Source organism: Streptomyces sp. (genome assembly GCF_035563135.1).
Classification (GTDB): Bacteria; Actinomycetota; Actinomycetes; order Streptomycetales; family Streptomycetaceae; genus Streptomyces.
Map to the genome: position 1 here is coordinate 1 of NZ_DATMVN010000664.1, position 11,799 is coordinate 11,799.

Annotated in this window: 11 protein-coding genes and 1 pseudogene; 3 read left to right on the plus strand and 9 right to left on the minus strand. The window is 71.9% G+C overall.

Annotated elements, in window-relative coordinates; genetic code table 11:
• On the plus strand, nt 1-1,082 hold a 1,082-nt coding region (locus tag VN520_RS29670; RefSeq protein ID WP_325750028.1), incomplete at its 5' end, for a right-handed parallel beta-helix repeat-containing protein.
• Nucleotides 1,083-1,203: 121 nt separating this feature from the next.
• Here the strand turns inward: VN520_RS29670 and VN520_RS29675 are convergent.
• Entirely contained in the window at nt 1,204-2,619 is a 1,416-nt protein-coding gene (locus VN520_RS29675; protein ID WP_325750029.1) for an NAD(P)/FAD-dependent oxidoreductase, read from the minus strand.
• 86 nt (nt 2,620-2,705) lie between these two features.
• On the opposite strand from VN520_RS29675, the gene VN520_RS29680 reads away from it, so the two are divergent.
• Nucleotides 2,706-3,542: a nucleotidyltransferase domain-containing protein gene (locus tag VN520_RS29680; RefSeq protein ID WP_325750030.1), complete on the plus strand. Its 837-nt coding sequence runs from the start codon at nt 2,706-2,708 to the stop codon at nt 3,540-3,542.
• 46 nt (nt 3,543-3,588) lie between these two features.
• On the opposite strand, the gene VN520_RS29685 is transcribed toward VN520_RS29680, so the two are convergent.
• The 3 genes from VN520_RS29685 to map form a co-directional block, all read right to left on the minus strand.
• Nucleotides 3,589-4,443 (minus strand): inositol monophosphatase family protein, encoded by an 855-nt coding sequence (locus VN520_RS29685; protein WP_325750031.1) that lies wholly within the window; start codon nt 4,441-4,443, stop codon nt 3,589-3,591.
• A gap of 45 nt (nt 4,444-4,488) precedes the next feature.
• Nucleotides 4,489-6,294 (minus strand): gamma-glutamyltransferase family protein, encoded by a 1,806-nt coding sequence (locus VN520_RS29690; RefSeq protein WP_325750032.1) that lies wholly within the window; start codon nt 6,292-6,294, stop codon nt 4,489-4,491.
• Between the two features lie 456 nt (nt 6,295-6,750).
• The gene (gene map / locus VN520_RS29695) at nt 6,751-7,521 is read right to left on the minus strand and encodes a type I methionyl aminopeptidase (RefSeq protein ID WP_325750033.1); all 771 of its coding nucleotides are present in this window, start codon (nt 7,519-7,521) and stop codon (nt 6,751-6,753) included.
• A 65-nt stretch (nt 7,522-7,586) separates the two neighbouring features.
• On the opposite strand from map, the gene VN520_RS29700 reads away from it, so the two are divergent.
• Nucleotides 7,587-7,886, plus strand: a complete 300-nt coding sequence (locus VN520_RS29700) for a helix-turn-helix transcriptional regulator (protein ID WP_325750034.1) — start codon at nt 7,587-7,589, stop codon at nt 7,884-7,886.
• 379 nt (nt 7,887-8,265) lie between these two features.
• Here the strand turns inward: VN520_RS29700 and VN520_RS29705 are convergent, their stop codons facing one another.
• The 5 genes and pseudogenes from VN520_RS29705 to VN520_RS29725 all read right to left on the minus strand — a co-directional run.
• Complete coding sequence (locus tag VN520_RS29705) at nt 8,266-8,385, minus strand: DUF6766 family protein (protein WP_414719986.1); 120 nt, start codon at nt 8,383-8,385, stop codon at nt 8,266-8,268.
• A gap of 40 nt (nt 8,386-8,425) precedes the next feature.
• On the minus strand, nt 8,426-8,653 hold the full coding sequence (locus VN520_RS29710; protein WP_325750035.1) for a DUF5133 domain-containing protein: 228 nt from the start codon (nt 8,651-8,653) through the stop codon (nt 8,426-8,428).
• 120 nt (nt 8,654-8,773) lie between these two features.
• Nucleotides 8,774-9,190, minus strand: coding sequence for a CBS domain-containing protein (locus tag VN520_RS29715; protein ID WP_325750036.1), 417 nt, complete (start codon nt 9,188-9,190; stop codon nt 8,774-8,776).
• A 520-nt stretch (nt 9,191-9,710) separates the two neighbouring features.
• Nucleotides 9,711-11,243 carry a glycoside hydrolase family 6 protein gene (locus tag VN520_RS29720; protein ID WP_325750037.1) on the minus strand — a complete coding sequence of 511 codons (1,533 nt, stop codon included), beginning with the start codon at nt 11,241-11,243 and terminating at the stop codon, nt 9,711-9,713.
• A gap of 86 nt (nt 11,244-11,329) precedes the next feature.
• Nucleotides 11,330-11,799 (minus strand): annotated as a pseudogene (locus VN520_RS29725) (hypothetical protein); the annotation flags it as partial.

Consider the following 11,799-nt stretch of genomic DNA (forward strand, 5'->3'; position numbering starts at 1 on the left):
GCGCCCTGTACGTGGCGCCGGACGGCAGCGACGAGGCGGTCGGCACGGAGTCGGACCCGACGACGCTCCCCTCGGCGATCAGCCGCGTCACCTCCGGCGGGACGATCTACCTGCGCGGCGGAACGTACGAGTACTCCGAGACGGTCACCATCCCGCCGGGCAACGACGGCACCTCCGGCTCCCGCACCACACTCGCCGCCCACCCGGGCGAGACCCCGGTACTGAACTTCGCGGCCATGAGCGAGGATCCGGCGAACCGCGGGCTCGCGGTGAACGGCGCGTACTGGCACATCGACGGCATCGTCGTCGAACACGCCGGTGACAACGGGATCTTCGTCGGCGGCAGCAACAACGTCATCGAGCACGTCGTGACACGCTTCAACCACGACTCGGGCCTGCAGATCTCGCGGATCGCCTCCGACACCCCCGACGACGAGTGGCCGGCGAACAACCTCGTCCTGAGCTCGGAGTCGCACGACAACGCCGACTCCGACGGTGAGGACGCCGACGGCTTCGCCTCGAAGCTCACTTCGGGCCCCGGGAACGTCTTCCGCCACACCGTGGCCCACCACAACATCGACGACGGCTGGGACCTCTACACCAAGTCGGAGACGGGCCCCATCGGCCCGGTGACCATCGAGGACTCCCTCGCCTACGGCAACGGCACCCTCTCCGACGGGACCGTGAACTCCGACGGCGACCGCAACGGCTACAAGCTCGGCGGCGACGGCATCGAGGTCGGCCACCTCGTCCGGCGCAACATCGCCTACGACAACGGTCACCACGGATTCACCTACAACAGCAACCCCGGCTCGATGACGGTGTCGGACAACGTCAGCATCGACAACGCCGAACGCAACTTCTCCTTCGACAAGGGCACTTCGGTGTTCCGTGACAACATCTCGTGCCGCAGCGACGACGGGTCGAACGACAAGACCGTGGGTGACGCCGACAGCTCCAACCAGTTCTGGACGGGCTCGAACGGTCCGGCCTGCTCCGCGTACTCCGGCGCGATGGACTGGTCCTTCGCCGGGGACGGCTCCCTCGTCGTGACCTTCGGCGGCGACAAGGTGACGCCGTAACCACATCGGCCGATGCCTCCGCCGGTCCGTCCGCAGGCCCGTCCGGACGGGCCTGCGGACGGACCGCGAGGGCCTTGTTCCTGGCACGCAGTGCGCCTGTGCCCCGTGAGGGCCCCGCCCCTTACGACGCCCTCAGGCGCCGCCACACCGCCTTCGCCGCGTGGTGCCCCGACATGCCGTGCACTCCGGGACCGGGCGGGGTGGCCGAGGAGCAGAGGAAGACCGCGGGGTGGGCGGTGGCGTACGGCACCCGGGCGAGCTTGGGCCGGAGCACGGTCTGGAGCCCGGCGAACGCCCCGGTGGCGATGTCGCCGTCGACGTAGTTGGCGTTGCGTACGGCGAGACGGGGCGGCCCGGCGACCGCGCGGGCCAGGACCAGGTCGCGGAAGCCGGGGGCGAAGCGCTCCAGCTGCCGCTCGATGACCTCGGTGGCGTCCCCCTCCCAGCCGGCCGGGACATGCCCGTACACCCAGAAGACATGGCGGCCCTCGGGAGCGCGGGTCGGATCGACGAGGCTGGGCTGCGCGGTGATCAGGAAGGGGACGCTCGGGTCCCTGCCCGCCACGGCGGCACGCAGAGCCCCATCGATCTCGGCGGCGGAGGGGCCGATGTGGACCGTGCCCGCGCTGCGGGCCTGCTCCGCCGTCCAGGGAACGGGGCCCGACAGCGCGTAATCGATCTTGAAGCAGGAGGGCCCGTACCGGTAGTGGTCGTAGGCGCCGCCCAGCCCGGCGATCCGGGCGAGCGCGGTCGGTGAGGTGTCGAAGATGTACGCGCGGGCGGGCGGGAGTTCGTCCAGGCGTCTGACCTCGACGCCCGTGCGGATGGTGCCGCCCTGCTCGCGCAGGAAGGAGGCGAGCGCGTCGGAGATCGCCTGCGAGCCGCCGCGTGGCACCGGCCAGCCCTCCTCGTGCGCCGCCAGGGCGAAGAGCAGGGCGATCCCGCCGGTCGCGAGTCCACTGGCGGGGGCGATGGCATGCCCGGCGAGGCCCGCGATCAGAGCGCGCGCCTTCTCCCCCCGGAAACGCCGGGAGAGCAGTGTGGCCGGCTGGACCGCCTCCAGTCCGAAGCGCGCCCAGCGGTACGGGTCCCGGGGCAGGCCGTCCCACGGGGTGCGCAGGAAGTCCTCGGCGAGGGTGTCCCAGTGCCCCGTGAAGGGGGCGACCAGCCTGCGGTAGGCGCCCGCGTCCTGTGCGCCCAGCGACATGGCGGTCTCACCGACGGACTTGGCGAGCACCGCGGCGGAGCCGTCCGGGAAGGGGTGGGCGAGCGACAGGGGCGCGTGGAGCCATTCGAGGCCGTGCCGGGCGAGCGGCATCGCCTTGAAGGCCGGGGATCCGATGCCCAGCGGGTGCACGGCGGAACACGGATCGTGGCGGAATCCGGGAAGGGTCAGCTCCTCGGTGCGGGCACCGCCGCCGACGGTCTCCCCCGCCTCGAAGACCTGCACGGCGAAGCCGCGGCGGGCCAGCTCGACCGCAGCCGTCAGCCCGTTCGGGCCCGCCCCCACGACAACGGCATCCAGCATCGATGGCACCTTCGGACTCCTTTGTCAGCCGATGGCCGGGGCACCCAGGATATTCGGGCGCGCCCCCGACGGATCGCCGGGTAACCTCCCGCCCGATGGACAACGCATGCGTACCCTGCCCCGCCGTCACCGCGATGGCGTCCCGGCTCGTCCGGCTGCCCGGCATCGAGGCGGTCGCCCTGGGCGGAAGCCGGGCCCGTGGCACCCATCGCCCCGACTCCGACTGGGACCTGGGCGTCTACTACCGGGGCGCCCCGGATCTGGCCGCCCTCACCGCGGTGGCGTCCGAGGCCCAGGGAGCGCCGGCCGGCGTGGCGGGGCCCGGCGGGTGGGGCCCCTGGGTGAACGGCGGGGCGTGGCTGACGGTGGACGGTGCCGCCGTCGACTGGATCCTGCGCGATCTGGACCGGGTGGAGGCCGTGTGGTCGGACTGCCGGGCGGGGCGCTTCGAGGTCGGTGTCCAGGCCGGCCACCCCCTGGGCTTCTGGTCCCCCTGCTACGCGGGCGAGGTCGCCCTCGGTCAGGTGCTCGAGGATCCGGGCGGTGAGCTGACGCGCCTCCAGTCGTCGATGCGGCTCTACCCGGAACCGCTGCGCCGTGCGCTGACCGATGCGGCCTGGGAGGCGGACTTCTCCGTGGCCGCCGCCCGCAAGTCGGCCCCGGCCGGTGACACCCTCCATGTCGCCCTCTGCCTGTCGAAGGCGTTCGGGATCCTCGCCCAGGCCCTGCACGCCCACCACCGCGTCTGGTGCCTCAACGAGAAGGGCGCGCTCGCTTCCGCCGCCGCTCTGCCGGACACCCCGGCGGACTTCACGGACCGGGTGTCCGAGGCGCTGCGAGGCCTGGACGCGGCCGCGGTGGAGACGGCGGCCGGCGTCGTCCGGGACGTGAGGGCGGTGCTGGGAGGCTCCTCGGTCACCGAGGGGGTGTGAGCTCCATCCGATGCGGGCCGGGCCCCGTCCCGACGCGGGCTGGGCCCTAACCCTGCGGGGCGCCTGTCCGCAGGGCCTGGAGGATCCGTTCCGCCGTCGCCCCGTCCCGGGCCGCGGTGAACGGCAGATCGTTTCCGCCGGTGATGCGGTAGCGCGCCCCGGAGAGCGTCGACTGGGCGCCGCCCGCCTCCGTGACCAGGAGCAGGCCCGCCGCGTGGTCCCAGGCGAACTCCCAGTTGAAGGCGACCGCGTCCTGCGCGCCGCAGGCGACGGCGAGGTATTCCAGGCCCGCCGACCCGCACGCACGGGCGTCGATGCCGTCCGTGCGCAGGCCGAGCAGGGCGCGCTTCTGGGCGTCGGAGGTGTAGTCGGGGTGGGACATGGCCACCTTGAGCACCGCACCCGGTGCGGGCGAACCGCTGTGCAGGGGCGTGCCGTTGAGCGTGGCTCCCCGGCCCCGTACGGCGACGGCCATCTCGTCGAGCACGGGGGCGTACGTCCACGAGGCGTACACCTCTCCGTGCCGGGCGAGGGCCACCAGGGTGCAGAAGCCGGGTTCACCGTGCACGAACTGTCGCGTGCCGTCGACCGGGTCGACGATCCACACGGGGGCGTCGCCGCCGAGCGCGTCGAGGACTGCGGGGTCGGCGTGGACGGCCTCCTCGCCGACGACGACCGAACCGGGCAGGAGCCGGGTCAGGGACGCGGTGAGGTGCTCCTCGGCAAGACGGTCGGCGGCGGTGACCAGGTCGTGCGGGCCGCTCTTCTCGACGATCTCGTGTGTGGCCAGCTGCCGGTAGCGCGGCATGATCTCGGCGGCGACCGCCGCCCGGACCGCCGCCTCCACCTCGGCCGTCGGCCCGGCGTGCCCGGCGGTCCCGTACAGAAAGTCATCGATCATGACTCCAGCTAAGCACGGTCCGCCGGGGGCACCCCGGGCAGGTGGTCAGCGGCCGACCGCGTAGCCCTGCATCCCGCGGGGATTGGCGGCGGCGGACAGGATGCCGGTCTCCGGGTCCCTGGCGACGGCGCACAGCCTGCCCTCGGACCACGGGTCGCCGACCGTGACGTCGTGGCCGCGGCGGCGCAGCTCCTCCACCACCTCCGGGTCCATGCCCTCCTCGACGGTGACGCTGCCGGGGCGCATCCCACGCGGGAAGAAGGAGCCGGGGAAACTTTCGTTGTGCCAGTTCGGGGCGTCGATGGCGCCCTGGAGGTCGAGGCCGCCGCGCACCTGGGCGCGCAGCGCCACGGCGAGGAAGAAGTGCAGCTGCCACTGGTCCTGCTGGTCGCCGCCGGGGGTGCCGAACGCCATGACGGGGACTCCGTCGCGCAGGGCGAGGGAGGGGGTCAGCGTGGTGCGCGGCCGGCGGCCGGGGGTCAGCGTGTTGGGCAGGCCCTCGTCGAGCCAGGCCATCTGCAGCCGGGTGCCGAGCGGGAAGCCGAGCTCGGGCACGACCGGGTTGGACTGGAGCCAGCCGCCGCTGGGCGTGGCGGAGACCATGTTCCCCCAGCGGTCGACGATGTCGAGGTGGCAGGTGTCGCCGCGGGTCGCGCCGTCCTCGGCCACCGTCGGCTCGCCGGCTCCGGCCACGGGGATGCCCCTGGCGTCAAAACCGGCCCCGCCGGAAGCGACGGCGTGGGCGTGCGCGCCGAGGACCGGACTGCGGCCCTCCGGGCTGCCGGGCCGCAGCTCCAGCGACGCGGTGCCCTTGATCAGGGCGCGGCGTTCGTCGTTGTACGGCGCGGAGAGCAGGGTGTCGAGCGGTACGCCGGCGGCGTCGCCGTACCAGGCCTCGCGGTCGGCCATCGCGAGCTTGCACCCCTCGATGAGCAGGTGGACGTAGTCGGCGGAGCCGTATGCCGGGAGCTCGGCCGGGAGGAGGGCGAGCTGCTGGAGGAAGGCGGGGCCCTGGCTCCAGCCGGCCGCCTTGGCCAGCGTCCAGCCGTTCCACTCGTATGTGGCGGGCGCTTCGTACGTCGCGGACCAGCCCGCCAGGTCGGCGGCGGTGAGGGTGCCGGCGTGGCGGCTTCCGCTGGTGTCCATGGTGGGCACGGCGGCCTGGCGGACCAGCGCCTCGGCGATGAAGCCCGTACGCCAGACGGCGCGGGCGGCGTCGATCTGTGCGACACGGTCCTCGCCGCCCTCCTCCTCCGCTTCTGCCATGAGGCGGCGCCAGGTGGCGGCGAGGGCCGGGTTGCGGAACAGCTTGCCGGGTTCGGGCGCCTGCCCGCCGGGGAGGTAGACCTCGGCGGAGGCCGGCCACTCGGTCTCGAAGAGTTCGCGGACGGTCTCCACGGTCCGGCCGACGCGCTCGACGGGGGCATGGCCGTCACCGGCGTATCCGATCGCGTACTTCAGGACCTCGGCGAGGGTCTTGGTCCCGTGGTCGCGCAGCAGCAGCATCCAGGCGTCGAAGGCGCCGGGTACGGCGGCGGCGAGCGGGCCGGTGCCGGGGACCAGGCCCAGGCCCAGCGAGCGGTAGTGCGCGGCCGAGGCACCTGCGGGGGCGGGCCCCTGGCCGCACAGCACCTTCACCTCGCCGTCCTTCGGCGCGAGGATCATCGGGACCTCGCCGGCCGGGCCGTTGAGATGCGGTTCGACGACGTGCAGGACGAAACCGGCGGCGACGGCCGCGTCGTAGGCGTTGCCGCCGTCCTCCAGGACGGCCATCGCGGACTGCGAGGCGAGCCAGTGGGTGGAGGACACCATGCCGAAGGTGCCCTGGAGGGTCGGCCGAGTCGTGAACATCGCGCGCCACCTTGCTGGTTGTACGTGTCGAGCGGACCGATCACGGCTCACGACCGGGCCTGGGGAGAACCTGGGGAGTTCCACCCTGCGAGGTCGTTCACCTGATCGTCGAGCAGGCTATCGATCACCCGGTTTCCCGACCCGGCCGGCTGGCCGGCACTTCGACGCCGTCCGGCCCACCGCACGGGACCGAGGCGCCGGGAGCCCCTGCGTGATCGTCGCAGGGCCGGCCGGGCGACGGCGTCGACCGCCTACGCCGGCCCTCCCCTGGATCCTCGCGGCATCCCTCCCCGGACCCCCGGAGCGCGCGAGTCGCCGGCCTGCCGAACACCCTCGGCCCCGGGCCCGGCGCAGTGCCCGGGTGACCCTCTTCACCCGCGCGGCCGGCGAGCAGCCCCCACCGGCGATCTCCAGGGATCACGTGCCGGTCCGGCCGGCGGTCACCTGGCCGGAGGATCAGTTGGGTGACGTGAGGACTTCGGCTCCGGACTCGGTGATCGCGATCGTGTGCTCGCTGTGCGCCGTCCGGCAGCCTGTCGCACTGCGGAGCGTCCACCCGTCGGCATCCGTGACGAGTTGAGCGGTGTCCGCCATCACCCACGGCTCCAGGGCGAGCAGCAGTCCGGGGCGCAGTTCGTACCCGCGGCCGGGCCGCCCGGTGTTCGAAACATGCGGGTCCTGGTGCATGGTCGATCCGATGCCATGACCTCCGAACTCCGCGTTGATCAAGTAGCCCGCCTCGCTGAGGACGGTGCCGATGGCGTGGGAGAGGTCGCCCACGCGGGCCCCGGGCCCGGCGGCGGCGATCCCCGCGGCCAGCGCGCGTTCGGTCGTTTCGATCATCGCGACGCTCTCCGGGGGCTCGGTGTCACCGACGATGAAGCTGATAGCGGCGTCCGCGGCGACTCCCCCCTTGGAGACGGCGAGGTCGAGTGTCAGCAGGTCTCCGTCGGCGAGCGTGCGGTCGTGGGGCAGCCCGTGGAGCACGGCGTCGTTGACGGCGGTGCAGATGTAGTGCCCGAACGGGCCGCGTCCGAAAGAGGGCGCGTAGTCGACGTAGCAGGACTGCGCTCCCGCCTCGGCGATCATTTTCCGGGCCCACCGGTCGATGTCGAGCAGGTTCGTGCCGACCGTGGTGCGGCTCTTCAGCGTGTGCAGGATGTCCGCGACCAGGGCGCCCGAATCCTTCGCTCGGGCCAGCCGGATGTGGTTCAGGATCTCGATCATGCGACGCTCTTTCCATGCAGCCAATAACTATACCGGTCAAACTATACCGGTATAGAATCGGGGTCATGGTCAGGTTGCCGCTCACTCCCGCAGAAGTCGCACGTGGTCAGCGCCTCGGCGCCCTCCTGCGTCGGGCCCGCGGGGAACGTTCGATGCTCGAGATCGCGCTCGACGCCCGTGTCTCACCGGAGACACTCAGAAAGATCGAGTCCGGCCGCGTGGCCACCCCCGCCTTCCCGACCATCGCGGCGATCGCCGACACCCTCGGCCTCTCCCTCGACGCGGTGTGGGCAGAGATCAGCCGGCCCGACTACGGCATCGGACCGGCGACCGGTCACAGCGCACGCGAACAGCTGACTGCCTAGTCCCGGGGCAGGCACCAGTGGATCAGCCGCAGCGGTGCGACTGCCCGGTAACGGGACCAGGGCGGAGGCAGGTGTCCGGCCCCGGCTGTTCCAGGGCGCCGGGGACCGGCTCGACGGCATGCCCGGCGGCCCGCATCCGGCCGGCGAACGTCACGATCAGCGGTTTCGGGGACCGGATTCCCCCCGGGGTGACCGGATTCCTCCGGGAAGGAAATCGCCACGGACTTCAGTGCGTCGCCGGCCTCGCGCAGGTGCTTGCTCTTCGCCCGCGTCCCGCGCGGCTCCTCCCCCTCGTCCGTGCTCACGCCTGCGGCCCGGCCGGCTCGCAACGGAGCGGCAGAGCAGCCGGAACGGTTCATTCTCGGGTGGCGGAACCGTCTCAGCCTTCGACGCCGGCCGGGGCATGGGGTGCGCCGGCGGGTTTCGATTCCGGGGAACCGCGCCGGCGCAGACAGACGGGGAGGACGGCCATGGAGGCGACGGCGGGCAACGACGCCACTCCGGCCCCGAGGATCAGCGGCTGCTGATCCGGGGTCCCGTCAAGCGGTGAGGACGGAGTCGTCCTGGGTGAGTGATCCGGCCAGCCGGTGACGCGCGGCGATGAGCGCGGCGTCGATGTCGCGGGTTCCGGTGGACACGCAGAGCGTGTAGGTGATGTCGTCCATCCGTTGCCGCACCTCGTCACCGCCCTTCTCCGCGTGCAGGGCGCGCAGGGTGTCGTACTGGTCGACGAGGTTTCGCAGCACTGCGGGGTGTGCCATCAACACCGGGCGTCTCCTTCTCACCGTCATCTGCCTGAAGCTGTTCGCCCGCCTACCCCGAGTCCTGACCCGTACACCGCTCCCGCATGACGCGGGCCGGACCCGGGGCGGGTGCAGGTCCGGCCGTCAGTCGGTGGACAGGGCCTGGAGCAGGTCGCCGACCTGCGGGTCGGGCAGTGACCGCGCCACGTCGGCCTGGGCGACCATGCCGACCAGGTCATGGCCGTCGATCACGGGCAGACGGCGGACCTTGTGCTCGGTCATGGTCCGCAGGATCTCCTGGACGTCGTCGTCGGCGCCGATGGTGACGGCTTCACCCTGGGCGAGGTCACCGGCCGCGCACGTCGCGGGATCCTTGCCCGCGCCGAGAACCTTCACGACGATGTCGCGGTCGGTGAGCATGCCCTTGAGCTTGTTGTCGGTGCCGCAGATCGGCAGCGCTCCGACACCGAGGTCCTTCATCTTGCGGGCGGCGTCCAGCACCGTCTCCTCCGCACCGACGCACTCGGTTCCGCCGGTCATGATGTCTCGTGCCTTCGTCATGGCGCATCTCCTTCATCGGGTACCAGCCGGGCCGACACGCCGCTCCGCGTGCGCGGCGGCCTGTGGACGTGGAACGTGTTCCCGAATATGACGAGCGGTAACAAAGACAACTTCTCGTACTCGGCCACCCGGTGCCGGCGGTGCAGGGCGGTCAGGCCGTTGCGGACGTAGTCGCGGGTCCGCCGCCCGGGCACCCCGGACATCATCCGGGGGCACCGCCGCGCCCTCGGACGGATCGAAGCAGAGGCCGATGCCGTCGTCGGCCTTCTCCACGAACAACACGGAGAACACGGACAACACGTCCGTCGAGAGCTTGAACGTGTCCGTCGGATGCGGCTTGAGCTGGAACCTCCGCCAGATCCGGCCGACGGCCGGCTCCGACAGGCCACTGCGGCCGAACGAGCCGGAGGTATCCGGATTCCCTGCCGGGCGCCGGTCCCCGCCGTCTCATACGGGCGGCGGGGACCGGCGTCGCTCCTCGGTACGGTCCGCCCGTGGGCGGACCGTACCGGAAATTCTTTCAGCTGCCGTCCATGAGACGTACCGCGAATTCCGGTGAGAAGTCACCGGCCTTGTACTGGGGCCCTTCCACCGGACAGCGGTTGTCGTCGGCGTGCCGGCCGTCGGAGTCGCCGGGGTTCTTGATCCACAGGTAGTACGCGGCGCCGCCCTCGCCGACCCGGGAGGCCGAGCCCAGCTTGCGCAGCGGCGGGTTGCAGAAACCGACCTGTCCGCTGTTCTCGTCGCCGGGGATCCTGTAGGCGCCGTTGCCGTTGCGGGAGGTGTCCACGACCCAGGTCGTGCCGACGCCCAGCCGCTCCTCGACACGTGCGGCGAGCCGGCGGCCGTAGTCGTTGGAGATGTCGGTGGAGTGGTAGTTGGCCACGTTCACGGCCACACCGTCGGCGAAATAGATACCGGAGCGGCCCAGCAGGTCGGCCATGTCGCTCAGGCCGATCCCCTTGTCCGCCGGGTTGTCCTCACGGCGCGCGCCCAGCGTCCATGTCGCGTTGCCGGCGTCGATGTACGTCTTGACGTACGGACCCTGCGCGTCGAGGTGCTGGTTGGCGTACCAGAGCATGTCGAAGCGGGCCTCCCGCTGCTCCTGCGTCAGGCAGTTCTGCTCCAGGTCGGCCTGGGCCACCGCGTCCGGCTCCAGGACGACGAGCGCCGGCCGACCGGCGATGCCCGCGATGAAGCCGTCCATCCACTTCTTGTACGCCTCCGCGCCGGAGGCCCCGCCGCCGGAGGCACCGCCGCAGTCACGGCCGGGGATGTTGTAGGCGACGAGCGTGGGCAGCTGGCCGGCGGCCGTGGCCTTGTCGATGTAGCTGTCGACGTCCGTCTGCACGTCGGTGTTCCAGCCGCCGAACCACTTGACCGTGGTGCGGTCGGCTATCTGGCTGCGGATCCTGCCGGCGCGGGCGTCGACGGGGTTGGGTTCGGAGTGGGCGTCCACCCACTTGCGCGCATTGGAGCCGGGGTCGACGAAGAAGCCCTCACGCGCCGTCGACGTCGTCAGCGAGACGTTGTCGAGGATGAAGTCGCGAGGCTCCTGCTGCGCGCCGAGCTGGAAGGCGATCTGGCCGCCCTCACCGGCCGTCGTGTCGATCGTGGAGCGGAAGGTCCACTGGAACCGCTTGCTCACGGTGCCCAGGTCGATCTCCTCGTCCAGGGCGGCGTGGTAGGAGCCACTGGACTCCTGGACGGACGCCCGGATCTTCGCCGGGGCTGAGGAACGGGCGTCGAAGGAGAGGGTGTACAGCGCGCCCTTGCGCAGCCGGACGCCGTTGCGTCCCAGCATGGCGTCGTACGGCCTGGTCTTGTCGGTGCCCACGGAGGTCTTCAGCGTGCCGCCCGTGTAGTCGGCGCCGGTGCCCGTGGAGGACCACCAGGTGGTGTTCGGCGGGGCGGTGGTGAAGTTGCCCTCGGGAGCGAGTTCGCCGTAGAGCAGCGGCTCGGGAGCGGCGTGGGCGGTGGAGGCCGGCAGCGCCACGGAGGCGGCCAGCAGGGGTATCGCGGTGAAGGCGTACAGCAGGGATCTCGTGCGCACCGGTGTCGATGTCCTTTGCTCGTGTCGGTGAGGGATCGGACGCGGGCGCTTCGGGCCCGCGTCCGGAAAGAGGCCGGGAGAGCCCTTCAGCGGGAGAGCTCTTCGGAGGAGGGGTCCTTCTTCAGGACGGTACTGACGCCGATACCGGTGACCTCGCGGATCCGCGTGTCCCGCAGCCGCAGGTGCCGGGTCCGGCCGACGGCCCGGATGCCGTCGGTCTCCGCCCCGCCCCGCGGCAGCGCCGAGCCGTCGATGGTGAGGTCGAAGATCCGCGGCTCGACGGCCCGACGTGTGCAACCGCCCCGCATCTGATCGAGGACCAGCACCACGGCCTCACCCACGGGACCGGGCAGCGGCTTCAGGCCGAACGACGGGCCGGCCGCGTCGTGTTCGTTCCCACCGGGCCCGCGGGAACCCTTGAAGGTGACACAGGGTCCGATCCGTACAGGCTCACCGGTGCGGTACCGGCCTGCCGGGAGGTACACGCCGCTGCCCGGCTCGCAGGCATCGAGCACCGCCTGGGCCGCAGCCGTCTCCTCGCTCGCGCCGTCCCCCT